Genomic DNA, 24,218 nt, shown 5'->3' with positions numbered 1-24,218 from the left:
GGCAGCCCCCCACATATCCGGAATCACCGAAGCAAAAGCCAAAAATTCAGGCCGCGCCGGGCGTCTGTGCCTGGCAGCGCTCGTCGGCGCAGCACTCGTCGACAAGGAACCCGACCAGCTCAGTCATCATCTCGAAATTCGCCCTGCAGATCAGCGTCCGGCTTTGCCGCTCCTGCGTGACCAGCCCGGACTGGATCAGCGCCTTCAGGTGAAAGGAAAGCGTCGATTGGGCGAGCTGGAGCCGCTGCTGGCAGACACCGACCGGAAGGCCGGCGTGGCCGGCCTTGACCAGCAGGCGATAGAGCGAAAGCCGGGTCGGGTTGCCCAGCGCTTCAAGCTTCGAGGCTGCATCGTTCGTGTTCATGCCGACGACGATCACCGCATCGGAGCGCGCCGTCAAGCCATATATCCAGTTTTATCGAAATAATAGCTCAAGTCGACATGCGGGCTCGCCGCCGTTGCAGCGGCTCGCGTCAGCCGGCGCGCCGATAGGCGTAGTAGCGCCCGGCCGGCACGCCGTCCGGCAGGGGGATCGCCACGAGCGCCGGATGAGCGAGATCCCAACCGCTCAGCACCAGCGCGTCGGGCGCGGCCAGCGCCGCGACATGCTCCGGCAACCAGGCGAACAGGATGCGGTCGCGCTCGGGCACGCCCGTGGTCACGTCGACATGGACGAGGGCGGCGCTGCGGCCATGGCGCGCCGCGAAGGCTGGCAGCGTCGTCGCCATGTCCCCCTCCACCAGCAGGCCGGCCGGCGGCATAGAGGCCGGATTGGGGCTGACATCGCGCTCGAAGACATGGATCTCGCGATCCGGCAGGAGCTCGCGCAGATGGTCATAGGTCCGGCCATTGCCGAGACCGAGCTCGAGCACCAGGCCGGGACGGCCGGCGATCCCGGCTGCGGCCCAGTCCAGAATCCGGCGCTGGGCCTCGAGGCGTCTGATGAAACTGTCGAGGCGACTCATACACTCTTATCTCCAGTCGGCGTGATCCGACGGCACGATCAATCGAAGCGTGCCGTGCCATCGCCATAACAGCGGCGGCGGCCGCGCCGATACCCCCTGCGAACGGCAGGCTTGTCAGAACGATCGGCGAATGCCCTAATTCATCGCGATAGCGGTCGCTTCGCCAAAGGCGGAGCGACCAGCGGCCAGCAAGAGCCGTCTGCAACAATCTCAGGGAGGTATCCGATTCCATGACCACGTCACGTTCTCTCGTCGCGCTCGCGGCCGCCACCGGGCTCTGCCTCATCGCGGCGGGTGCGGCTCAGGCCCAAGCTTGGCCGCAAAGGCCGATCACCTTCATCGTACCCTTCCCGGCCGGCGGCGGCACCGATGCCTTCGCCCGTCCAATCGCTGCCCAGCTCGACCAGCAGCTCGGCCAGCGCATCATCATCGAAAATCGCGGCGGGGCCGGCGGCACGGTCGGCGCCTCCGCCGCGTCCAAGATGCAGCCGGACGGCTACGGCTTCTTCGTTGGCGCGGCGCATCACGCCATCGCGCCGGCGCTCTATCCGAAGCTGGACTACAACATCCAGACCGATTTCATCCCGATCGCCGTGATCGCCCAGCCGCCGCAGGTCATCGTCGTCCATCCCAAGGTGGAGGCCAAAACCGTCGCCGAGCTGATCGCCTATGCCAAGGCCAACCCCAACAAGCTGAACTATGCCTCGGCCGGCAATGGCACCACGCATCACCTGGCCGGCGAGCTGTTCAAGCTTCAGAACAAGGTGAATCTGACGCATGTGCCCTATCGCGGTGCCGGGCCGGCCTTGCAGGACATCGTCGCGGGCCAGGTCGACGTCCTGTTCGACGGCCTCGGCTCGTCCGCGCCGCAAATCCAGTCGGGGCGCCTGCGCGGGCTGGCGGTCGCCGCGGCGACGCGCTCGGATGCGATCCCTGACGTGCCGACGGCCAAGGAAGCCGGGCTCGATGGCTATGAGGTCGCGACCTGGTACGCTCTCTGGGCGCCCAAGGGCACCCCGCCCGAGATCGTCACCCGCATGCGCGCCGAAGTCGCCAAGGCGCTCGCTGCGCCGGCCATCGCCGAGGCATGGAAGAAAAACGGCTCGCCGATCCCGACCCTCGCTGGCGATGACTTCGGCAAGTTCGTCACGGCCGAAGTTGCGCGCTGGGGCAAGGTGGTGACGGACGCGCAAGTCAAGCTGGAATGAGACAAGCTGGAGTGAACCGGGGCGGTTTCGGCCGCCCTGCCCTCAGACGTTTGTGACATCCTCATCGCCCGCGCCATCGATCACGGTGCGGGCGATCGTCATCGAGAAGCCGGCGCGTGCCATCGCCGCCAGATCCTTCTGGCGTACAGCCGCACGGTCGCCGCGACTCCAGGGTCCTAGCCGCTTGCGCCGGGCCGTCTTCAATGCGGCAGCCATCTCGTCCTCGGCGCTGACCTCGCTGGCTTCCGCGGCAAGGTCGCGCGACACGCCCTTAGCCGACAGGCTCGCCGCGACGGCGCGCGAAGAGCGTCCCTTGCGCCGCAGCGTCGCCGCCCTCACCTGCGCGAAGCGCTCGTCATCGACCAGCCCCGAGGCGACACAGCGCGCCACGACCTCGTCCAGCATCACCTCGAACGCGGCCGTCTCCAGACCGTGATGTCGGCAGCTAATGGTGACCTTGCGCGCCAGAACGCGGCGCAATTGCGCGGCGGGCGCGGCATAGCGTTCGAGATAATGCATTGCCGCGCGTTGCAGGTAGTCGGCTGTGATGCGACGCGGCGCGCGGCGTTCCGGCCTGGCCTTGGCGGCGCGCCCCCCTTCTGTCTCCATCAATCGTCGCCCGGCCTGGCGCGGCCGGCCTTGATCGAGGAGCGCTTGTCCTTGGAGACCAGCCGGCGCTCCTTCGAGGCCTTGGTCGGCTTGGTCGGGCGGCGTGTCTGTGGGCGCACGGCCGCCTCGCGGATCATCTCCAGCAGCCTCTCCAGCGCCTCCTCCCGGTTGCGCTTCTGGCTGCGCTGCGCCTGCGCCACGATGACGATGACGCCGTCCTGCGTCAGCCGGCTGCCGGCGAGCTTCATCAGCCGGATCGCGACGTCGTTGGGCAGCGAGGACGAGCGGCGCGCGTCGAACCGCAGCTGCACGGCGCTCGAAACCTTGTTAACGTTCTGCCCGCCCGGCCCAGAGGCGCGCACGAAGGTCTCCTCGATCTCGCTCTCGTCGATGGCGATGGACGGCGTCACTTGAATCATGGGAGGAACCGTAGAGCAGGATGCGAAAAAGTGGGAACCGGTTTTTCGCGTAAATCCTGCTCTCGCTGTACGATTCCTGCTCATCTGACGGAGATTTTCAGCCTTGCAGCCCTCCAGCGACATCGCCCGGCTGATCGAGATCATGGCGGCCTTGCGCACGCCCGGTACGGGCTGCCCCTGGGATCTAGAACAGGACTTCGCCTCGATCGCGCCCTACACGATCGAGGAGGCCTACGAAGTCACCGACGCGATCGCGCGCGGCGACCGGCTCGATCTCAAGGACGAGCTCGGTGATCTGCTGCTCCAGGTCGTCTTCCATGCGAGAATGGCGGAGGAGGAAGGCGCCTTCGCCTTCCCCGATGTGGTCGAGGCGATCACCGCCAAGCTGATCCGGCGCCACCCGCATGTCTTCGGCGAGGCGCGTGACCTGTCGCCGGCGCAGGTCAAGGCGCTCTGGCACCAGATCAAGGCGCAGGAAAAGACCGACAAGGCCGCCGCAAGGCGCGCAGCCGGCCAGCCCGAGCCGGTCGAGGAGACAGGCGTGCTCGCGGGCGTCACGAAAGGCTTGCCCGCCCTCACCCGCGCCTGGAAACTGCAGGCGAAGGCCTCGACCGTCGGCTTCGACTGGAACGACGCCCGCCTCGTGCTGGACAAGATCCGCGAGGAAACCGCCGAAATCGACGAGGCGCTGGCCTCGGGCGACAAGGCGGCGATCATGGAGGAGATCGGCGACCTGCTCTTCGTCGTCGCCAACCTCGCCCGCCATGTCGATGCCGACCCGGAAGGCTGCCTCCAGGCTGCCAACGCGAAGTTCGAGCGGCGTTTCAAGGGAATCGAGACGCTCCTGGAGGCGGAGGGCAAAGCCGCTGCCGATGCGAGCCTCGACGAGATGGAGGCGCTCTGGCAGGCGGTCAAGCGCAGCGAAAAGGCGGGCGCCTGAGGCTGTGTCGGCTGGTTTGATCCTTGCTTGAGCCTTATCGTTGGTCGACAGGGCAATCCGGGCCGGCCGGCTCGCTCGCATGAGGGTGAGAGCTGGTGGCTGACATATTCGACGCGATACGACAGACAGAAACGCCATGACGCAGAGACGCCCGCAGACCACCAGCACACGCCGCATCGAGGCGCTCGCGACCCTGCCGCTCTTCCACAAGCTGGGAGGACGAAAGGTCGTGCTGGCGGGCGATAGCGAGGGTGCGTTGTGGAAGGCCGAGCTTCTGGCGGCGACCGGCGCCGCGCTTCATGTCTTCGCAGGTGGCGGGGCGGAGCTGTTCGGGAGCCTCGCGAAGCAGGACAGCGCCGGGCTCATCACGGTTCATCCGCGCGGTTGGCAGCCGGCCGATCTCCAGGACGCCGCGCTCGCGATCGGCGACATCGAAGATGAAGACGAAATCCGGGCCTTCGTCGCCGCGGCACGACAGGCCGGCGCGCCCGTGAACGTCGTCGACAAACCGGATTTCTGCGACTTCTCCTTCGGGACGCTGGTCAACCGATCGCCGCTGATCGTCGCGATCTCGACCGACGGCGCCGCGCCCGTCTTCGGACAGGCGCTCCGCGCCCGGATCGAAACGCTGCTGCCGGTCGGTCTCAAGGCCTGGGCGCAGGCAGCCAAGGACTGGCGGCCCGCGGTGCAGGCGCGGGAGCTGCCGTTCGCGCTGCGGCGCGCCTTCTGGGAACTCTTCACCGCCAAGGCGATGCGCGAACCGGAGCGGGCTCCGGACGAAGACGACAGGACGGCGCTGTTTGCCGCGCTCGACCGGCTCGAAGCTACCCAGGACGGCGCGGGGCGCGTCAGCCTCGTCGGCGCCGGCCCCGGAGATCCGGAGTTGCTGACCCTCAAGGCAATCCGCGCGCTGCAGAGCGCCGACATCATCCTCTATGACGACCTCGTCTCGCCGGGCGTGCTCGAACTGGCGCGCCGAGAGGCCAAGCGCATGATGGTCGGCAAGACCGGCTATGGCCCCTCCGTCAAGCAGAGCGAGATCAACGCGCTGATCGTGTCGCTGGCGAGCCAGGGCAAGCATGTCGTGCGGCTCAAAGGTGGCGATCCCGGCATCTTCGGCCGTGCAGGCGAGGAAATCGCGGCCTGCGAGGCGGCCGGCCTGCCCGTGACGATCGTGCCGGGGATTTCTGCGGCACAAGGGGCAGCCGCTTCGCTGGGGCTGTCATTGACCCATCGCGACCACGCCCGCCGGCTGCAATTCGTCACGGGCCATGCCCGCAGCGGCGACCTGCCCGAGGATCTCGACTGGAAGGCCATGGCCGATCCCCATGCCACGACGGTGATCTACATGGCTCGCGCCACCCTCTCGGGATTCCGTGATCGTGCGCTTGCGGCTGGGCTCGATCCGGCGACGCCGGCGATCGCCGTACAGTCGGCGACACTGCCCGACGAGACCCGCGTCGCCGCCACCATCGCGACACTGCCTGAGCGGCTCCGTGAGCTTCCCAGGGGTGGGCCGGTCCTGGTCATGGTCGGCCATGCGCTGGGGGCCGCCCGTTCCAGCGCGGCGTCTGTCGTCGATCGGCGCAGCGCCTGAGCCCGCGCACCGGGCTCGCCTCATTCCGCTCAAGCCAGTATGCCATGCAACCGGCTTGGCTGTGCATTCGACTCGGCTGTGCAATCGACTGGCCATGGCTGAATTGACAGACGGGAGACGCAGGATGAAAGCGCGGGCGAGATGGGTCGAGGGCATGGCCTTCATGGGCGAGGCCGGCAGCGGCCATGCCGTGATGATGGACGGCGCGCCTGAATATGGCGGACGCAATATCGGCATCAGGCCGATGGAGATGCTGCTGATCGGGCTCGCGGGCTGCACCGGCTTCGACGTCGTCCAGATTCTCAGGAAGGGCCGAGAGCCTGTGACCGGCTGCGAGGTCGAGGTCGAGGCGGAGCGTGCCACCGAAGACCCGAAGGTCTTCACGAAGATCCATCTCGCCTACCGGATCAGCGGACCCGGGCTGTCATCGGCCAAGGTCGAGCGGGCCGTCGCATTGTCGAAGGAAAAATACTGTTCAGCTTCGATCATGCTCGGCGCCACCGCCGCGTTCACCTATGCGATCGACATCGTCGACGAAGCAAAGAAGGTAGCAGCCGAATGAGCGAAACCGCTTTTGCAGGACTGATCAGCCCCGAGGCTCTCCAGGCCGGGCTCGGTGACGGCAACCTCGTCATCATCGACATCCGCTCCTCCGTCGATGGCGGCGGCAAGGCGGCCTATGAGGCCGGCCATGTGCCGGGCGCCCTGCATTCCGACTATGTCGTCGATGGCTGGCGCGCCAAGGTCGGCAACGCGCCGGGCATGCTGCCGCCGCTGGACCATCTGGCGGCTCTCGTCGGCCGCCTCGGCATCAAGCCGCATGACGACGTCGTGATCGTGCCCGCCGGCGTCAGCGCGACCGATTTCGCCGCGGCTGCGCGCGTCTACTGGACGCTGAAGCTGATCGGCCATGGCCAGCAGGCGATCCTCGACGGAGGCTTCAAGGCCTGGGCCGCCGATGCCGCGCGCCCGGTCGAGACCGGCCCGTCGGCTGAGAATCCGGCAGAGCCCTACCCTGTCGTGATGCAGCAGCGCCTGCGCAGCACCAGCGATGCGACGCTGGTGGCCTCGCGCAGCAAGCTCGCGACGCTGGTCGATGCGCGCTCCACGAGCTATTTCGAAGGCCGCGAGAAGGCGCCCGAAGCGACGCGGGCCGGGCATATTCCCGGGGCCATGTCGCGCGACTATGCCGAGGCCTTCGACCCGGCGACGGGCAGGCTGAAGCCTGCGGGCGATCTCGCGAAGCTGTTCGGCGCGGTGCCGAACGGCCCGGCGATCTCCTACTGCAACACCGGCCATACGGCGGCGCTGAACTGGTTCGTCATGTCGGAGGTGCTCGGCCGCGACGAGATCGCGCTCTATGACGGCTCGATGACCGACTGGACGCAGGATCCTGAGCGGCCAGTGGCGACGGGCGCGGCCTGACAGCGAAGACGTCATTGCTTCTGGCCGGATTTGCCAAACAGGCTGAAACGGTTCAAAGGAGGCACGCGCGAGCCTTGAGCCGCGCCGCCCCCTTTCCAAAATTGTCGAGCAGCCCGCCGATGAACGCCGTCGCGCCGAAAATCTCATTCGTTTCGCTGGGCTGCCCCAAGGCGCTCGTCGATTCCGAGCGCATCATCACCTCGCTGCGCTCCGGCGGCTACGAGCTCAGCAAGACGCATGACGGTGCCGACCTCGTCATTGTCAACACATGCGGCTTCCTCGACTCGGCCAAGGCCGAGTCGCTGGAGGCGATCGGCGCCGCGATGGCGCAGAACGGCAAGGTCATCGTCACCGGCTGCATGGGCGCCGAGCCCGAGCAAATCCGCGACAAGTTCCCCAATCTGCTCGCGATCACCGGCCCGCAGGCCTATGAGAGCGTCGTCTCGGCCGTGCACGCCGCCGTGCCGCCGCGCCACGACCCCTTCGTCGATCTGGTGCCCGACCATGGCATCAAGCTGACCCCGCGCCACTACGCCTATCTCAAGATTTCCGAGGGCTGCAACAATCGCTGCAGCTTCTGCATCATTCCCAAGCTGCGCGGCGATCTGGTGTCGCGGCCGATCGGCGAGGTGCTGCGCGAGGCCGAGAAGCTGGTCAAGGCCGGCGTCAAGGAGCTGCTGGTGATCTCTCAGGACACCAGCGCCTATGGCCTCGACATCAAATACGCTCCGTCGATGTGGCAAAATCGCGAGGTCCGCACCCGCTTCTTCGAGCTGGCGCGCGAACTCGGCCAGATGGGGATCTGGGTGCGGATGCACTACGTCTACCCCTATCCGCATGTCGACGAGGTCATCCCGCTGATGCAGGACGGGCTGATCCTTCCTTACCTCGACATCCCCTTCCAGCACGCGTCTCCCAATGTTCTCAGGGCGATGAAGCGTCCGGCTCATCAAGATCGCACGCTCGACCGACTGCGGAAGTGGCGCGAGATCTGCCCCGATCTCGCCATCCGCTCGACCTTCATCGTCGGCTTCCCCGGCGAGACGGAAGAAGACTTCCAGATCCTGCTCGACTGGCTGAAGGAGGCCAGGCTCGAACGCGTCGGCGCCTTCAAATACGAGCCGGTCAAGGGCGCGCCGGCCAACGACCTCGGATTGCCGCTCGTTCCCGAGGACGAGAAGGAAGCACGCTGGCACCGCTTCATGAAGGCGCAGGCCGAAATCTCGACCCGCATCGTCAAGAGCCGCGTCGGCAAGCGTATCCAGGTCATCATCGACGAGGCTGGACCAACCGTCGCCAAGGGCCGCTCGAAATGGGATGCGCCCGAGATCGATGGCAACGTCTATGTCGCGAGCCGCAGGCCCTTGCGTGCCGGCGAGATCGTCACGGTGAAGATCGAGCGCGCCGACGCCTACGACCTGCACGGCGCCGCAGTCTGAGGCATGTCCGCGTCGCGGCTTCGCTGCGCTCGCAAGGACGATCAGTTTCAAAAAACCTGGCAAATCCGGCGGATGATCTTGCCGTTGCGGTCGCGTGCGACCGTGCTGTCACCGTTGCAGGCGCCTATGGTCTGGGTGTCGTCCTGCGCCGTCCTCGCGCCCTTCGGCGGCGTATCACAGGCCTGCGCCTGGCAGTCGGTCAAAGCCCAACGCGGCTGGGCAATCCGCGATAGACGGGCCTTGCCCTGATCGGCCGCCGTGACAACGGGTGCCAGCGGCGCGGCATCGCTGCGGCCCGTGCCGACGCTCTGCTGCGCCAGGGCCACGGTCACGATGGTAAGCGAAGCGAGGACAAAGCCGGTGACGCGAAGCGGCCGAGACATGGAAGTGTGTCCGAATGAGCATCAGCATGCGCTGACAGCCATTCGTCGCGGCATCGCAGCATTCGGTTCATTCGGGCGAGGCGGATTGCGTCAGGCAGTCGCCCTCCGCGGAAACAGTCTGCGGCCCAGCCACCAGCCGAAGCGTTGCGCCAGCATCGCGATCGCGACCGCGTAGCCGATCAGCGCCAGCATCCAGCCGACGGCACTGAGGCTCAAGGCGCCCAGCACGAGCGCGCCACGTCCCAGCAGCTTCAGGATCGCCCGCGTGGTCGTGCCCTTCGCCGCGCTCAGCTTGGCCGCCTTGCCGATGTCGCCGGCATCGTCGGCGAGACTGAGGACCTGGCGCAGGCCGCGCTGGCCGGTGCGGGCATAGACGGCGCCGGAATCCTGGCCGAGCGTCGAGAAGCGGGCCATCGCGGCGGGCTTGACGATGCCGCCCGCGGCCACACGCGCGGCGGCAATATCGAAGCGCGAGGCGGCGGCGAGGCTGGCGTTCAAGGCGGGGCGGTCGATCGCGCCGGCCGCGACGCGGGTCAGATGGGCGGTCAGGGCTGGCGACAGCAGCTTTGTCTTGCTCGCCGCCTTGACCACGCTCAGGCCGTTGCGGGCCGGCAAAGTGCCGCCGAAGCTGATCCAGGTCGCGGCGCTGATCGCGAGCCCCGCAGCCGCGATAGCGAGCACGGTCGGGTCGGCGCCTTCCCCGCCCAGCCATTTGCGGCCCTCGACCGCGAGATCGCGCAGATCGCCATAGCCGCTGACGTCCCCGACGAGGGCGCCCGCAAAGGCAGCACCGCTTTCGCGGTCGCCGGCCACGAAACCATGGCCGAAATCGGTGACGGCTTGGCCCAACGCGCCATCCTTGAGGACCTGCAGGCGGCGTTTCTGCTCAAACGAGACGGGAATGTCTTGCGTACCGGCGAGCGCGATCAGACTCTCGGTCAATTCGGCGTCGCGCGCCGCGATGGCGCTGTCGATCTCGGCATCAAGACGCTGCGCCGACAACACCTGCGCCAGGCGCAGATCAGCGAGCGCGACAGGATCCTCGGCAGCGGCGAGCAACTGCCAGTGCTGCCAGCCGGGCGGCAGCACGAGCGTGCCGGCCGCAGCCAGACCGAGCCCAAGCCCGAGCGCCAGCGAAACCCTCTTCATGGCGACGCGCCTGCTCCCACCGCTCCCACCCGGCACGTTCCGGATGAGGCGAGCATCTAGCAGCCGACTTTGGCGATATTGCCGCAATCGGCTGCCGTCAGGGGGATATACCGATCAGGGAATCAGCACCGTCGAGCCGGTGGTGCCGCGCCCTTCCAGCGCGCGATGCGCATTGGCGGCGTCCGTCAGGGCGAAGCGGGCATTGACCGGCACCACGACCTTGCCGGAGGACACCGCCCCGAACAGGTTGGCGGCCATCTCGACCATCGTCTCACGCCTGGCGATATGGGTGAACAGCGTCGGGCGCGTCACATACAACGAGCCCTTCGGCCCGAGCAGCCCGAGATTGAACGGCTCCACCGCGCCGGACGCATTGCCGAAGCTCGCCAGCACGCCGAAGGGCTGCAGGCAGTCGAGCGAGGGCAGGAAGGTATCCTTGCCGACGCCGTCATAAACCACGGCGCAGAGCTTGCCGCCGGTGATCTCCTTCACCCGCGCGACGAAATCCTCCTCGCGATAGAGGATGACGTGGTCGGCGCCGTGCGCCTTGGCGAGCTCGCCCTTCTCCTTGGAACCGACGGTCCCAATCACGGTCGCGCCAAGCGCCTTGCCCCATTGGCACAGGATCAGCCCGGTGCCGCCAGCGGCGGCATGGACGAGGATGGTGTCGCCCGGCTTCACCTTGTAGGTCCGGTGCAGCAGGTATTCCGCCGTCATGCCCTTGAGCATCATGCTGGCGGCGGCCTCGAAGGAAACGGCTTCGGGAAGCGCCACGGTCGAGTTGACCGCGACGACCCGCTCCTCGGCATAGGAGCCCAGCGTCGCGACATAGGCGACGCGGTCGCCCGGCTTGAACTCGGTGACATTGGGTCCGACCGCCAGGACCTCGCCGGCACCCTCATTGCCCGGAACGAAGGGCATCTGCGGCGCCGCATAAAGCCCGCTGCGGAAATAGGTGTCGATGAAGTTCAGGCCGATGGCCCGATTCTTGACCAGGAGTTCGCCCGGCCCGGGTTGGGGCAGCGTGATGTCCTCGACCTGCAACACCTCTGGCCCGCCCACCTTGTGAACGCGGATCGCCTTGACCATGACTCGTCTCCCTCGACTTTGCGTCAGGACCATAAGGCCTTCCCCGGGCCGCGCAACGGCGCCGCCGCGCGGACCGTGCATCACGTCTGTGCGATGGCGGAGGCTCTCTTCGCTGCGCCCGGCGCGCGCCTGCGACGCCTCGGCCTGTGGTCAAGCCCGGCATCTTGGGCTAGCCACGTTGCATGAGTTCGATCGAGGCCCATTCCATCGATATCGCCATCGTCGGTGCGGGCGCCGTCGGTCTCGCCGCAGCGCTGGCGCTGGCGGAACGCGGGCTGAGCGTCGCGGTCGTCGGCCCGCACCAAGCCCCGCGTGACGGGCGCACGGTTGCCCTGTTCGACGGTTCCTGGCGGTTGCTCGGAGATCTCGGATTGGCGGGTGCGCTTGCCGAGCGTGCCGCGCCGCTATGCGTGATGCGGCTGGTGGACGACACCGGCAGCCTGTTCCGCCAGCCGCCGGTGGAGTTCAAGGCCTCCGAGGTCGGTCTCGACGCCTTCGGCTGGAACGTCGAGAACGCCGAGTTGGTCGAAGCGCTCGCAGCGAAGGTCAAAGAGACTGACACGATCCGGCACCTGGCGGGGCTGGTCTCGGAGATCGTCGCCGACGATGCCGGGGTGACGCTGACCGGGGAGGGCTTCACGCCTTTGCGCGCGCGCCTCGTCGTCGGCGCCGATGGCCGGCAGTCGCGCGTGCGGGTGGCCGCCGGCATCGCGGCTCGCGAGTGGCGCTATCCGCAAGTCGCGCTGACCGCGATTCTCAGCCACACCCGCGACCATCGCGAGACGTCGACGGAATTCCACACCCGCAAGGGGCCTTTCACCCTCGTCCCCCTGCCCGGCCGGCGCTCCTCGCTGGTCTGGCTGCTCGATCCCGACGAGGCCGATGCCGTCGCTGCGCTGGACGATGCCGCCTTCGCGCGTCGCGTCGAGGCCCAGGCCCATTCGCTGCTCGGGGCGATGGCGCTTGACGGGCCGCGCGGCCGCGTGCCGATGGGCGGTTTGTCGGTCGAGCGTTTCGGCGCGGGCCGCATGGTCCTGATCGGCGAGGCCGCGCATGTCTTCCCGCCGATCGGCGCCCAGGGGCTTAATCTCGGCCTGCGGGACGTGATGGCGTTGCGGGAGGCGGTCTCGGCTGCGTCCGATCCGGGCGCATCCGCCGTCGTCGCGGCCTATGACCGTGCCAGGACAGCGGATGTGCGCCTGCGTACCGGCGCGGTCGACGCGCTCAATCGGACGCTGCTGACCGATCTGATGCCGGCCGATCTGCTGCGCGGCGCGGGGCTGCTCGCCTTGTCGCGGCTGCGGCCGCTGCGCCGCCTCGTCATGCGCCAGGGACTGGCCGGGGGAATGGGCCGTTAGATCCGCGCGATCTCGACCTCGCGCCCCAGAAGCTTGCCGAGCTGCTTCAGGCGGCCGACGACACGCTCGCTCGCCAGCGGACGCAGATCGTCGGGAAAGCGCAGGATCAAGCGTCCATCCACACAGGCTGCCGGCATCCGGGGCAGTAGCCCGGCCATGCCCGCTGATAGGAGATAGGCGACGCGGAAGATGGCCGCGAGCAGCATGGCCCGTTCCAGGATGGGCGGCGGCAAAAGGGCCCGCAGCGCCGTCGCCGCAGGCGAGCTGGATTTCAGCCCGGCATAACGGTGGAAGATCGCCAGCGAGAGAAAGGCCCGGCCGACATGGTCGATGCCAGTGAAATAGGCATGCGCGATGACGTTCATGCTCTGCTCGCCCCGATAATCGGGATGGGCGCGCCAGCCGATATCCGAAAGCAGGCAGACCGATTCGATCAGACGCGACGACGGCTCGTCGCCGGACAGGCCCGCAGTCTCCAGGATGACCCGGCTCCAGGCGATCAATTCGGCGGCGTGGCGCGGATCGCGGGCCCTCAGGTGATTGTAGTCGCGCGCCGACCGCAGCAGCGGGTCGGCGGCACGCTCCTCCGGCAAGAGCTGCTCGTAGAGCAGCCCTTCGCGCACGCCCTGCGCCGAGATGATCACCGCGCGTGGCTTGCCGCGCTTGATCAGCTCGTCGAGCACGAGCGCGCCATAGGCGAGGAGCGGGCGCCGCGCCGACGACACCGAATCGATCGCCTCCAGTCCCGTCAGATCGGACTTCTCGACCAGCTTCACGAAATCAGCGATGTCTTTCGCCTGCAGCGTATAGCCGTGCATGACGTTCAGGGGATAATTCACCTGATGCTGGTGGAGCGTCGCGAGCGCGCGCCAGGTGCCGCCGACGGCATAGAAGTCCCGGCCCTTCATGGCCTCGACCTGCGGCAGCCGGTCGAGTTCGTCCTTGACGATCTTCTCTGCCGCCTTCAGCGAGTTCTTCGAACGGTCGAGCAAGGCGAGGCCGCCGAGCGGCACGCTCGCCCCCTCTCCCACCTCGCCGCGTGCGACGGTGATCAGTTCGAGGCTGCCGCCGCCGAGATCGCCGACCACGCCATCGGGATTGTCGAACCCCGCGATGACGCCCAGCCCCGACAAGATCGCCTCGCGATCACCCGAGATCAGCTCGATGGGCTGCCCGATGGCGTCCTCGGCCCGCTCGATGAATTGCGGCCCATTGCTGGCATAGCGTGCGGCGGCCGTCGCGATGACGCGGATTTCGCTGACATGCATCGCCTCGCAGAGAATGCGAAAGCGGACGAGCGCCTCGATCGCCTTGCGCATCGCGCCCGTCGAGAGCTTGCCCGTCGAGGCGACGTTGCGGCCGAGCCCCGCCATCTCCTTTTCGTTGAAGACCTGCGCGGGGGCGCGCGCCACCATCTCGTAGACCACGAGACGCACGGAGTTCGAGCCGATATCGACGATCGCGAGTGTCCCGGCGCCGAGCCCGAGGCGCCCCGGCGCGTTCAGCACCTCAGTTCTTGCGCCCCCCTCGGCGTGAAAGGGAACGGGGACTCGAATTGGAGAGAGATTTTCCACGTCCGGACAGACTCGGGTTCGTCATGAAGTACTTATGGGCGTTGAACGACTCTTCGTTCGGCGCCGGGACAATGCGTCGGGAGCCGCCATCGGGCAAGATCGTCCAGCTCTGTTCGTTGTCGAGGAAGTTCGCGAGCATGATCTGTTCGAGCAGCTGCTGGTGGACCGTCGGGTTGAGGATCGGCGTCAGCGCCTCGACGCGCCGGTCGAGATTGCGGGGCATGAGATCGGCCGAGGAGATGTAGAGCTTCGCCTTGGGCGACGGCAGGCCGTGCCCTGCCCCGAAGGCGTAGACGCGGGTATGCTCGAGGAAACGCCCGATGATCGACTTGACGCGGATGTTCTCGGACAGGCCGGGAAGGCCCGGCCGCAAGCAGCAGATGCCGCGCACGACGAAATCGATCTCGACCCCGGCCTGGCTGGCATCATAGAGCGCGTCGATGATCTCCGGGTCGACCAGCGAGTTGCACTTGCCCCAGATCGCGCCCTTCCGGCCCGCCTTCACATGCGCGATCTCCTCGGCGATGTCGTCGAGCAGGCGCTGCTTGAGCCCCACCGGCGAGACCGACATCTTCTCCAGCTCAGCCGGCTCGGCATAGCCGGTGATGAAGTTGAAGACGCGCGCGACATCCTGCGACATCACCGGATCGGCCGTGAAGAACGAGACGTCGGTGTAGATGCGCGCCGTGATCGGATGGTAGTTGCCGGTCGCGATATGGCAGTAGGTCACGAGCTGCCCGGCCTCCCGGCGCACGACGAGCGAGAGCTTGGCGTGGGTCTTGAGCTCGATGAAGCCGTAGACGACCTGGACGCCGGCGCGCTCCATCTCCTTGGCCCAGCGGATATTCGCCTCCTCGTCGAAGCGCGCCTTGAGCTCGACCAGCGCGGTCACCGACTTGCCGGCTTCGGCAGCCTCGGTCAGCGCCTTGACGATCGGCGAGTTCGACGAGGTGCGGTAGAGCGTCTGCTTGATCGCCACGACATTGGGGTCGCGCGCCGCCTGCTCCAGGAACTGCACGACGACGTCAAAGGATTCGTAGGGGTGATGGACGAGCAGGTCCTTTTGCCGGATCGCCGCGAAACAATCGCCGCCATGCTCGCGGATCCGCTCGGGGAAACGGGCGTTGTAGGGCTTGAACTTCAGGTCCGGCCGATCGACGCTTACGAGCTGGGCCAGCTCGCTGAGGCCGATCATTCCCTCGACAGCAACGATTTCGTCCTCATCGACCTTCAGTTCACGCACGATCAGCTTGCGCAGATGGGCCGGCATGCCGGCGCTGATCTCGAGACGGATGACCACACCGAGCCGGCGCAGCTTGAGCATCGTCTCGAAGACCCGCACCAGGTCCTCGGCCTCTTCCTCGACATCGAGATCGGTGTCGCGGATGACACGGAACGAGCCGGTGCCCTTCACGTCATAGCCAGGGAACAGCTTGCTAATGAACAGCGAGACCGCATCCTCCAGCGTGATGAAGCGGCGCAGGCCCTCCCGCGCGAGGTCGGGCAGCTCGATGAAGCGATCCATCTTGACCGGTACGCGTATCAGCGCGTCGAGCTGGCGGCCGTCGCTGATCCGCTCCAGCGCCAGCGCCAGCGTGAAGCCGAGATTGGGGATGAACGGGAAGGGATGGGCCGGATCGATCGCCAGCGGCGTCAGCACCGGGAAGACGTAGTTCAGGAAGTAATCCTCGAGCCAGAGACGCTCCGACGGGCCGATATCGTCCGGCGCCAGCAGGTGGATGCGGTTTTCGTGCAGGTCGCGCTTGAGCTCGACCCAGCGCGCCTGCTGGTCGTCGGTCAGCGCCGAGACCGCCCTGCCGAGTTCGCCGAGCTGCTCGGCCGGCGTCAGCCCGTCCTGGCTCGGCGTGACCACGCCGGCCTTGAGCTGCTCGCGCAGGCCCGAGACGCGCACCATGAAGAACTCGTCGAGATTGGCCGCCGAGATCGACAGGAAGCGCAATTGCTCCAGAAGCGGATGGTTTCGGTTGGATGCCTCTTCCATGACGCGGCGGTTGAACTGCAGCCAGGACAGTTCGCGATTCATGAAGCGTGCGGGCAAATTGCGCAGCGACACGGTCTCTTCGGTGGGAACGACGTCCACAGCTTCGATGACACTCGGTTGCGTGCTCATTCGCTTGGCTCTTGTTCCGCTCACTGCTCTCGCCACTTTGGTCTCCTTGCCCGTCTTGAGCCATCCTAGCGTGACGCTTCGATGACACACGACATCATTTGCGACATATCGCGCGGCATCGCCTCAGGCCCTGCGTCGAGCGGTCCCCTTGCATGGCGGGCGGGGGTCCTGTTTCGTGCGCGAAGCGGCACAGTGTCGTCCCGCACGGTTGCGACAGGCGCCGCCCCATCCGACAGAGGCCATTTTGAGCAGCACTTCCCATCATGATGACGGCGACATCGTCTATCCGTCCGCCGTCCCCTTCGTCCTGGCGCATCTGGCCTGTTTCGGCGCCATCTGGAGCGGAGTGACCGCGACCTCGATCTGGCTCGCCATCGGCCTCTATTGGCTGAGGATGTTTGCAGTGACGGGCGGCTATCACCGCTACTTCTCGCATCGCACCTACAAGACCAGCCGGTTCTTCCAGTTCGTGCTGGCGCTGCTGGCGCAGTCGACGGCCCAGAAGAGCGTGTTCTGGTGGGCCTCGAAACACCGCCATCATCATCGCTACGCCGACACCGAGCACGACGTCCATTCTCCGGTGCAGACGTCCTTCGCCTATTCCCATGTCGGCTGGATCTTCAGCCGCGACCATCACAGCTTCGATGAGTCGACGATTCCCGACCTGACGAAGTTCCCGGAACTACGCTGGCTGCACCGCTTCGAGATCGCACCGGCGATCCTGCTGGCTGTGCTCTGCTTTGCGATCGATGGCTGGGCCGGTCTGTTCGTCGGCTTCTTCTGGTCGACGGTGGCGGTCTATCACGCGACCTTCTGCATCAACTCGCTCGCCCATGTGCATGGCGACAAGGACTATGTGACCGGCGACGAGAGCCGCAACAACTGGTGGTTGGCGATCATCACCATGGGCGAAGGCTGGCACAACAACCACCACGCCTACCAGTACAGCGTGCGGCAGGGCTTCCATTGGTGGCAGATCGACCCGACCTACTACACCATTCTCGGGCTTTCGAAGCTGCGCCTGGTCTGGGACCTGAAGCAGCCCCCGCAGGCCGTGATCGAGCGCTCCCAGGCCCTGCCCCCGCGCGTCATCGAGCGTTCGGCCGAGCGGCTCGCGGCATCGGTGCCGCTCGACCGCGTCGTCATCGCCTTCCGCGAGGCCTATGCCGCGACGCCCAGTCTCGCCGACATGCAGCTGCCAAGCATCACGCTGGCCGAGCTCAAGACGGCGTTGGCCGAATTGCAGGAGCGCGCCGGAGATCGGTTCGCGGAATTCCAGCAGCAGGCGCATGACACTTTGGCGAGTTGGGACGCCTCGAACTGGCACTTGCCCGTCCTGCCGACGCGCGAACAGCTCGGCGAGAAGGCCGCCGCGATGTTCGTCAAGACGCCATCGCTGGACGCCATTGCGGCACGCGCTCACGATCTCCTCGTCGAGGCGATGCATGCCCGGCTGGTCGCCTCGCCGGCCGAAGCATGCTCCGGCCGCGCCGGCTGACGGCCGGCCTCAGTCCTCGGGAAAAAGCGCAGCCAGCGCTTCCGCAGCCAACGGGCGCGTCACGCGGCGCCCGCGTTCGAGCGAGAGCCGGTCGAGCGCATCGACCAGCGTGCGCGCGGCCGCGAAGGAGCGTTCCATCCGCAGCGCCAGCATCTCGATGATGCCGGTATCGACGACGAGCTGGCGGTCGATGAAGAGCTTGACCAGCACGGCGCGCAACAGCGCGTCGTCGGGCGGCTCGATCGTGGCATGTGGCGCCAGCCGCAGCCGCGACAGCAGGTCCGGCACGCGCAGCCCCCATTGATCCGGCGATTGGCGGGCCGTCATCAGCAGATAGCCGCGGCGCGCCTTGATCGCATTCATCAGATGGAACAGCGCGGCCTCGTCGCTCAAGCCCCTGTCGCAATCCTCGAGGACCAGCGCGCCGCCCGATACCAGATGCGGAACGTTGCCCTCGACAACCTCCGAGGCCGGCACGATCCAGGCATGGGCAGCCTTGGCCCAGATCGCTGCAAGATGGGTCTTGCCGGCGCCGTCGGGGCCGACCAGCCGCAGCCAGGCGTCGGGCCAGGCCGGCCAGCGTTCGACCAGGCCATAGGCCGCCTCGTTCGACGGGCCGATCAGGAAATCCTCGACGCCGTGCCGGCTGTCGACCGGCAGGTCGAAGGCGAGCTGGCGCGGGCGGGCGGGCTGCTCAGGCATCGCTGCCGATGCGGGCCTGCACCTGCGCCGCCCGTGCCGCGTCGCCGCCATGGTAGATGTTGCTGGCGAGATATTGCCGCAGCGCGAAGCGGCAGAGCACGCCGATGACGGCCGCCAGCGGCACCGCAAGCAGAAGTCCGACGAAGCCGAACAGCGAACCGAAGGCGAGCAGCGCGAACATCAGCCAGACCGGATGCACGCCGATCGAATCGCCGACGAATTTCGGCTGGAAGATGTTGCCCTCCAGAAACTGCCCGGCGGCGAAGACGGCGAGCGTCGCCAGCGGCCACGTCCAGTCAGGCCAGAACTGCACGATCGCGACGCCGACCGAAAGCACGAGTCCGGTCAGGGAGCCGACATAGGGAATGAAGGACAGAAAGCCCGAGATGATCCCGATCAACGCGCCGAAATTGACGCCGAGAATGCTCAAGCCCACGGCATAGAAGATGCCCAGCAGCAGGCACACCAGCGCCTGCCCGCGCAGGAAACCGGCAATGGCGACATCCATCTCGTGCAGCAGCCCGCGGATCGTTTCGCGATGGTCGAGCGGCAGCCAGCTGTCGACCGTGGCGCACATCCGGTCCCAGTCGACGAGCAGATAGAAGGCGATGACCGGCGTCAGCACCAGAAGCGAGAACACGCCGATGATCGCCGTGCCGCCAGTCCAGAGCGATTGCAGCACGCTACCGACCCATTTGGTCGCCTGGCCGACGAGGTCACCGAGCGAGCTCTTCGCCTCCTCGGTCAGACTGGTTCCACCGAAGCGCTCCAGCCAGGGCCCGCCTTGCTCCAGGACCAGCGCCTGCAACTTTGCTGCATCGGCAGGCAGCCGGGCCACCAGCCCCGCCAGTTGCTGGCCCAGCAGCGGCGCGAGCAGCACCAGTGCCAGCACGAAGATCAGCAGGAAGACGAAGAGGATCGCGATCGTCGCCGCAAGCCGGCTCATCCCCATGCGTTCCAGCCGGTCGGCCAGCGGATCGAGCAGATAGGCCAGCGCCAGCGCCGCGATGAACGGCAGGAGCACATCGCGCAGGACGACGAGAAACAGCACGAAGACGACGAGCGAGATCAGCCAGAAACCGATTTGGCGTTGCAGGGTCATTCTCGGGCCTTTCGCGGATCCGGCGGCGCGGTCTTCAAATGGGGAGAGGCGGTGAATTGTCCAGCCTGCGGTCGTTTCACCGGCCGCGGTCGGCAGCCTATGCGAAGGATCATGCCGCCATGTGACGCAGCCAGAAGGCCAGATAGGCCGTCATCGAACCGACCGTCAACAGCGCCACGAAAAGCTGGCCAGCCTGCACCGCCTGGCCCGGATCGACACCAAAGGCGCGCGAACCCAGGAGAAGCGCGGCGAAGATCAGCTGCGCCGCCGTATTCAGCTTGCTGACGACGAAGGGCGAGATTACCACGGGTTTCCCCATCCCCCAGGACAGGACCACCGCCGAGACGATCATCACGTCGCGCGCGACCACCAGGATGACGAGCCAGGCCGGCACCGCACCGACCACCGCGAGCGTGATGTAGATCGAGACGATCAGCGCCTTGTCGGCGATCGGGTCGAGATAGGCCCCAAGTTCGCTGGCCATCGCGAAGCGCTTGGCGAGACCCCCGTCGACGGCGTCGGAGATGCCCGCCACGACGAAGATGACGAAGGCGCCCTGCCAGCGCTCGTTCAGGATCATGACGATCACGAGCGGGACGAGAAACAGACGGCCGATGGTGATCAGATTGGGCAGCGTCATGCGGGCGGCTTCACGTCGTGCAGAGCGCGACGCTAGACCATCGGGCCGCAAAGGGAAAACGCACGCCGGATAGAGCCCGTCGTCATTCTCGGGCGAAGCGAAGCGCCGACCCGAGAATCTCTTGGCAAGAAGTCGCCCGTCGCGGACAGGAGCCTTCGTGTCACGAGATGCTCGGGTCGAGCCCGAGCATGACGCATACGGCCCCTAGTCGATGTCCTCGACCTCGACCTCCGTGCCGTAGACCCGCTGCGCCAGCGAGGCCTCCAGGAACGGGTCGAGCGCACCGTCGAGCACCTCTGAGGGCGCCGTCGAGCTGACGCCCGTACGCAGGTCCTTCACGAGCTGATAGGGCTGCAGCACATAGGAACGGATCTGGTGGCCCCAGCCGATATCGGTCTTCGAGGCCTGCTCGGCATTCGCCTTGTCCTCGCGCTTCTTCAACTCGACCTCGTAGAGGCGCGCGCGCAGCATGTCCCAGGCCTTGGCCTTGTTCTTGTGCTGCGAACGCTCCTGCTGGCACGAGACCGCGATCCCCGACGGGATATGGGTGATGCGCACCGCCGAATCGGTCGTGTTGATATGCTGTCCGCCCGCTCCTTGCGCCCGGTAGGTGTCGATCCGGCAATCCGATTCGTTGATCTCGATGACGATACGGTCGTCGACGACGGGATAAACCCAGACCGACGCGAAGGAGGTCTGTCGTCTGGCATTCGAATCAAACGGTGAGATGCGCACCAGCCGGTGAACGCCGCTTTCCGTCTTCAGCCAGCCATAGGCGTTGTGGCCCTTGAACTGCAGAGTCGCCGACTTGATGCCGGCGGTGTCGCCGTCCTGATATTCGAGCGTCTCGACCTTGAGTTTGCGGCGTTCGCCCCAGCGCCGGTACATGCGCAACAGCATCTCGGCCCAGTCCTGGCTCTCGGTGCCGCCCGCGCCGGGGTGGATTTCGAGATAGGTGTCGAGCATGTCGGCTTCGCCCGAGAGCAGGGTCTCGACCTGCCGACGTGCAGCCTCGATCTCGACGGCCTTGATCCCGGCCTCGCCCTCTGAGATCGAGGCAGCATCATCCTCCATCTCGCCGAGCTCGATGAAGGTCAGCGCATCGTCGAGATCGCGCTCGAGCTTGAGGATGCCGTCGATCTGCTCTTCGAGCGAGGTTCGCTCGCGCATCAGCTTCTGCGCGATGTCGGCGTCATTCCAGAAATCGGGTCCCTCCGAGAGGGCGTTCAGTTCCGCGAGGCGGCGTTGCGCGACATCCCAGTCAAAGATGCCTCCTCAGCAGTCCGATCGACTGCTTGGCGTTGTCGAGTTGCGTCTGGATTTCTGGGCGCATGCGAATAGGGGCCTTGGATGAAAAAACGAGTGGCTGGGATAGGGCGGAACGAGGTCGCTGTAAACGGCCGAGCACGTCATGGTCGGCCCTGAGCCGACCATCTCCGGCAGGAGATTCTCGGGCCTGCGTTTTCGCTTCGCCCGAGAATGACGCTGGATGTCAGTACAGCCCGCCCGTGCCAGACCCGACGGCGCGTCCGCCGCCCGGCGCGACGCTGAACGGGGTCGTGCCGTCACCGGCCGCTCCGATCACCGAATAGCTGTCGGGCGGCGCCGTGCCCGGCTTGAAGGCTTCGAGGATGCCGCCCTCGCCACCCGAGCGCATGCCGGTCTTGGGATCGACCCGGATCAGCTTGATGCCGGCCGGCACGCGGAACGGCGTCGCCGGCTTGTCCTTGAGCGCCGCGATCATGAAGTCGCGGAAGATCGGCGCAGCATACTGGCCAGCGGTGGCCGAGGTGCCGAGCGACTTGGGCTTGTCAAAGCCCATATAGACGCCGACCGCGAGGTCGGGCGAGAAGCCGACGAACCAGACGTCCTTGGCGTCGTTGGTCGTGCCGGTCTTGCCCGCGAGCGGCTTGCCGACCGACTTGACCACGGTCGCAGTACCGGCCTGGACCACACCTTCCATGATCGAGACCATCTGGTAGGCGGTCAGCGGGTCTAGCACCTGGTCGCGGTTGTCGATCAGGCGCGGCTCGCGCTGGTCGGCCCATTTCGTCGCATCGCAGCCTTCGCAGATGCGCTGGTCGTGCCGGAAGATCGTCGCGCCCCAGCGATCCTGGATGCGGTCGATCAGGGTCGGCCGGATCTTCTTGCCGCCGTTGACCAGCATGGCGTAGCCCGCCGTCATCCGCATGACCGTGGTCTCGCCCGCACCCAGCGACATCGAGAGCACCGGCAGCATGTCGTCATAGACGCCGAAGCGGCGGGCATATTCCGCGATCAGCGGCATGCCGACATCCTTGGCCAGGCGCACCGTCATCAGGTTCTTCGAGAACTGGATGCCGTAGCGCAGCGTGCGCGGCCCGGTCGACTTGCCGTCATAGTTGTCGGGCCGCCAAATGCCGAGCCCACCGCCCTGATCGATCTCGATGGGCGCATCGAGGATGATGCTGGAGGGCGTGTAGCCATTGTCGAGCGCTGTCGCATAGACGAAGGGCTTGAAGGAGGAGCCCGGCTGGCGCATCGCCTGCGTCGAGCGGTTGAACTCCGACTGGTCATGGCTGAAGCCGCCGACCATCGCGAGAACGCGGCCGGAGAACGGGTCCATCACGGTGATGGCGCCGTTGACTTCGGGCAACTGCCGCAACCGGACCTGGCCCGGGCGGTTGTCCATCGGCTCGACATAGACGACGTCGCCGACCGACACCGCCTGCGACACGCGCGAGCGACGGGTCCATTTGATGCCCTCGCCGCCGAGCGTCACCGTCTCGCGGTCGCTCTTCAGCTGGCCGGAGGTCTCCCGCAGCGGGTGCAGCCCGAGCCGCGCGCTGTCGCCCGCCACGTCCAGCACCACGGCCAGACGCCAGGGCGCGACGTCGCCGAGCACCGGCAGCTCGCCGATGGCAAGGCCCCAGTCGCGGGCCGCGAGGTCCAGCTTCTGGATCGCACCGCGCCAGCCGCGCGCTTCGTCGAAGCGCACCAGACCATCGACCAGCGCCTTGCGCGCCATCAGCTGCATCTTGGGATCGACGGTGGCGCGCACCGACAGCCCGCCCTCGAGCAGCTTCTTTTCGCCATAGCGATCCTGGAGCTCGCGGCGGATCTCCTCGGCGAAGTAGCCGGCGGCGATGTTGTTGGGCGAGACCGTGCGCGGGTTGACGCCGAGCGGCTGCTTCTTGGCCAGATCGCCCACGTCGCGCTTGGCGAAGCCATTCTCGACCATCCGGTCGATGACGTAGTTGCGGCGTTCGATCGCCCGCTCGCGGTTGCGGAACGGATGAAGGTCGGTCGGCGCCTTCGGCAGGGCAGCAAGATAGGCCGCCTCCTGCAGGTTCAGCTCATGCACCGACTTGCCGAAATAATTCAGCGCGGCCGCGGCGATGCCATAGCTGCCCTGCCCCGGCGCCGGCGCCCCGAGATAGATTTCGTTCAGATAAAGCTCGAGGATCTTGTCCTTGGAGTAGGTCGACTCGATTCGCAGCGCGACCAGCGCCTCGCGAATCTTGCGTTCGATGTTCTGCTCCGAGCCGACGAGGAAGTTCTTCGCCACCTGCTGGGTGATGGTCGAGGCGCCCTGCGGCCGGCGGCCGGCAGAACGGTTGCGGAAATTGGTGATAGCGGCGCGCACGAGCCCTTCGGGGTCGACGCCGACATGCTTGTAGAAGTTCTTGTCCTCGGCGGAGAGATAGGCGTCGATGATCAGCTTCGGCACGGCCTGGATCGGCAAATAGAGCCGACGCTCCCTTGCGAACTCCGCGATCAGAGAGCCGTCGCCGGCATGGACGCGCGTCATCACCGGCGGCTCGTAGTTCCGCAGCTGCGCCGAATCGGGCAGGTCCTTGGAGTAGTGCCAGAGGAATCCGGCGGCACCGATCGCGCCGATCACGAAGATGATCGCGCCGGCGGTGAACATCCATCCGAACAGTCGCAGGATAAAGCGCATCTCAGGCCCTGGCCCTTGGCTCGTGACCGCCCGGCAAGCCCGGAAGGCGG

General features: G+C 66.7%; 22 protein-coding genes. 8 read left to right on the top strand and 14 right to left on the bottom strand.

The genetic code is table 11. From position 1 onward, the window contains the following. Positions 1 to 46: 46 nt before the first annotated feature. Both AE618_RS22545 and AE618_RS22540 read right to left on the bottom strand, forming a co-directional pair. Positions 47 to 364: an ArsR/SmtB family transcription factor gene (locus AE618_RS22545; RefSeq protein WP_054211389.1), complete on the bottom strand. Its 318-nt coding sequence runs from the start codon at positions 362 to 364 to the stop codon at positions 47 to 49. 109 nt (positions 365 to 473) lie between these two features. Next, on the bottom strand, positions 474 to 965 hold the full coding sequence (locus AE618_RS22540; RefSeq protein WP_054211325.1) for a class I SAM-dependent methyltransferase: 492 nt from the start codon (positions 963 to 965) through the stop codon (positions 474 to 476). Between the two features lie 230 nt (positions 966 to 1,195). On the opposite strand from AE618_RS22540, the gene AE618_RS22535 reads away from it, so the two are divergent. Beyond that, positions 1,196 to 2,173 carry a Bug family tripartite tricarboxylate transporter substrate binding protein gene (locus AE618_RS22535; protein ID WP_054211324.1) on the top strand — a complete coding sequence of 326 codons (978 nt, stop codon included), beginning with the start codon at positions 1,196 to 1,198 and terminating at the stop codon, positions 2,171 to 2,173. Positions 2,174 to 2,215: 42 nt separating this feature from the next. Here the strand turns inward: AE618_RS22535 and AE618_RS22530 are convergent, their stop codons facing one another. Beyond that, entirely contained in the window at positions 2,216 to 2,782 is a 567-nt protein-coding gene (locus tag AE618_RS22530; RefSeq protein WP_054211323.1) for a regulatory protein RecX, read from the bottom strand. Continuing rightward, the gene (gene arfB / locus AE618_RS22525; RefSeq protein ID WP_054211322.1) at positions 2,782 to 3,201 is read right to left on the bottom strand and encodes an alternative ribosome rescue aminoacyl-tRNA hydrolase ArfB; all 420 of its coding nucleotides are present in this window, start codon (positions 3,199 to 3,201) and stop codon (positions 2,782 to 2,784) included. Before arfB ends, AE618_RS22530 begins: the two co-directional genes overlap by 1 nt. Before the next feature lie 103 nt (positions 3,202 to 3,304). Here arfB and mazG point away from each other — a divergent pair, with 103 nt between their 5' ends. The 5 genes from mazG to rimO all read left to right on the top strand — a co-directional run bounded on the left by mazG (position 3,305) and on the right by rimO (position 8,602). Then, positions 3,305 to 4,141 carry a nucleoside triphosphate pyrophosphohydrolase gene (gene mazG, locus AE618_RS22520; RefSeq protein WP_054211321.1) on the top strand — a complete coding sequence of 279 codons (837 nt, stop codon included), beginning with the start codon at positions 3,305 to 3,307 and terminating at the stop codon, positions 4,139 to 4,141. Between the two features lie 136 nt (positions 4,142 to 4,277). Further along, positions 4,278 to 5,738, top strand: coding sequence for a siroheme synthase CysG (cysG, locus tag AE618_RS22515; RefSeq protein WP_054211320.1), 1,461 nt, complete (start codon positions 4,278 to 4,280; stop codon positions 5,736 to 5,738). Between the two features lie 124 nt (positions 5,739 to 5,862). Continuing rightward, entirely contained in the window at positions 5,863 to 6,300 is a 438-nt protein-coding gene (locus AE618_RS22510; RefSeq protein ID WP_054211319.1) for an OsmC family protein, read from the top strand. Further along, complete coding sequence (locus AE618_RS22505; RefSeq protein WP_054211318.1) at positions 6,297 to 7,163, top strand: sulfurtransferase; 867 nt, start codon at positions 6,297 to 6,299, stop codon at positions 7,161 to 7,163. The genes AE618_RS22510 and AE618_RS22505 overlap by 4 nt, the downstream gene beginning before the upstream one ends. Positions 7,164 to 7,282: 119 nt before the next feature. Further along, the gene (gene rimO, locus AE618_RS22500) at positions 7,283 to 8,602 is read left to right on the top strand and encodes a 30S ribosomal protein S12 methylthiotransferase RimO (protein ID WP_054211317.1); all 1,320 of its coding nucleotides are present in this window, start codon (positions 7,283 to 7,285) and stop codon (positions 8,600 to 8,602) included. A gap of 47 nt (positions 8,603 to 8,649) precedes the next feature. Here rimO and AE618_RS22495 read toward each other — a convergent pair whose 3' ends face one another. The 3 genes from AE618_RS22495 to AE618_RS22485 all read right to left on the bottom strand — a co-directional run bounded on the left by AE618_RS22495 (position 8,650) and on the right by AE618_RS22485 (position 11,223). Further along, entirely contained in the window at positions 8,650 to 8,934 is a 285-nt protein-coding gene (locus AE618_RS22495) for a hypothetical protein (protein WP_156330438.1), read from the bottom strand. 141 nt (positions 8,935 to 9,075) lie between these two features. After that, positions 9,076 to 10,134, bottom strand: coding sequence for a hypothetical protein (locus AE618_RS22490; protein ID WP_054211315.1), 1,059 nt, complete (start codon positions 10,132 to 10,134; stop codon positions 9,076 to 9,078). 114 nt (positions 10,135 to 10,248) lie between these two features. Continuing rightward, entirely contained in the window at positions 10,249 to 11,223 is a 975-nt protein-coding gene (locus AE618_RS22485) for a quinone oxidoreductase family protein (RefSeq protein ID WP_054211314.1), read from the bottom strand. 182 nt (positions 11,224 to 11,405) lie between these two features. Here AE618_RS22485 and AE618_RS22480 point away from each other — a divergent pair, with 182 nt between their 5' ends. Further along, on the top strand, positions 11,406 to 12,581 hold the full coding sequence (locus AE618_RS22480; RefSeq protein WP_054211313.1) for a UbiH/UbiF family hydroxylase: 1,176 nt from the start codon (positions 11,406 to 11,408) through the stop codon (positions 12,579 to 12,581). On the opposite strand, the gene ppx is transcribed toward AE618_RS22480, so the two are convergent. Together ppx and AE618_RS22470 are read right to left on the bottom strand one after the other, a co-directional pair. Further along, positions 12,578 to 14,089 (bottom strand): exopolyphosphatase, encoded by a 1,512-nt coding sequence (gene ppx, locus AE618_RS22475; protein WP_282568526.1) that lies wholly within the window; start codon positions 14,087 to 14,089, stop codon positions 12,578 to 12,580. The two genes, AE618_RS22480 and ppx, sit on opposite strands and share 4 nt — an antisense overlap. A 1-nt stretch (position 14,090) precedes the next feature. Continuing rightward, positions 14,091 to 16,286 (bottom strand): RNA degradosome polyphosphate kinase, encoded by a 2,196-nt coding sequence (locus tag AE618_RS22470; protein WP_054211312.1) that lies wholly within the window; start codon positions 16,284 to 16,286, stop codon positions 14,091 to 14,093. Between the two features lie 244 nt (positions 16,287 to 16,530). On the opposite strand from AE618_RS22470, the gene AE618_RS22465 reads away from it, so the two are divergent. After that, positions 16,531 to 17,784, top strand: coding sequence for an acyl-CoA desaturase (locus AE618_RS22465; protein ID WP_082365495.1), 1,254 nt, complete (start codon positions 16,531 to 16,533; stop codon positions 17,782 to 17,784). Between the two features lie 9 nt (positions 17,785 to 17,793). Here the strand turns inward: AE618_RS22465 and AE618_RS22460 are convergent, their stop codons facing one another. From AE618_RS22460 to AE618_RS22440, 5 genes are all read right to left on the bottom strand, one after another. Continuing rightward, positions 17,794 to 18,486 (bottom strand): hypothetical protein, encoded by a 693-nt coding sequence (locus AE618_RS22460; RefSeq protein ID WP_054211311.1) that lies wholly within the window; start codon positions 18,484 to 18,486, stop codon positions 17,794 to 17,796. Next, entirely contained in the window at positions 18,479 to 19,588 is a 1,110-nt protein-coding gene (locus tag AE618_RS22455) for an AI-2E family transporter (protein ID WP_054211310.1), read from the bottom strand. Before AE618_RS22455 ends, AE618_RS22460 begins: the two co-directional genes overlap by 8 nt. Before the next feature lie 109 nt (positions 19,589 to 19,697). Next, positions 19,698 to 20,228 carry a CDP-alcohol phosphatidyltransferase family protein gene (locus AE618_RS22450; RefSeq protein WP_054211309.1) on the bottom strand — a complete coding sequence of 177 codons (531 nt, stop codon included), beginning with the start codon at positions 20,226 to 20,228 and terminating at the stop codon, positions 19,698 to 19,700. A 204-nt stretch (positions 20,229 to 20,432) separates the two neighbouring features. Continuing rightward, positions 20,433 to 21,561 (bottom strand): peptide chain release factor 2 gene (gene prfB / locus AE618_RS22445; RefSeq protein WP_156330437.1). Its coding sequence is split into 2 segments (ribosomal slippage): positions 20,433 to 21,491 and positions 21,493 to 21,561, totalling 1,128 coding nucleotides; the frame shifts between segments, so codons are not numbered across the junction. A gap of 159 nt (positions 21,562 to 21,720) precedes the next feature. Then, the gene (locus AE618_RS22440) at positions 21,721 to 24,168 is read right to left on the bottom strand and encodes a penicillin-binding protein 1A (protein WP_054211307.1); all 2,448 of its coding nucleotides are present in this window, start codon (positions 24,166 to 24,168) and stop codon (positions 21,721 to 21,723) included. Positions 24,169 to 24,218: the final 50 nt, after the last annotated feature.

The sequence above is a fragment of the Allobosea vaviloviae genome (genome assembly GCF_001298265.1).
Taxonomy (GTDB): Bacteria; Pseudomonadota; Alphaproteobacteria; order Rhizobiales; family Beijerinckiaceae; genus Allobosea; species Allobosea vaviloviae_B.
Note: the sequence above shows the minus strand (reverse complement) of the source record. Positions and strands in the feature narration are given on the sequence as shown.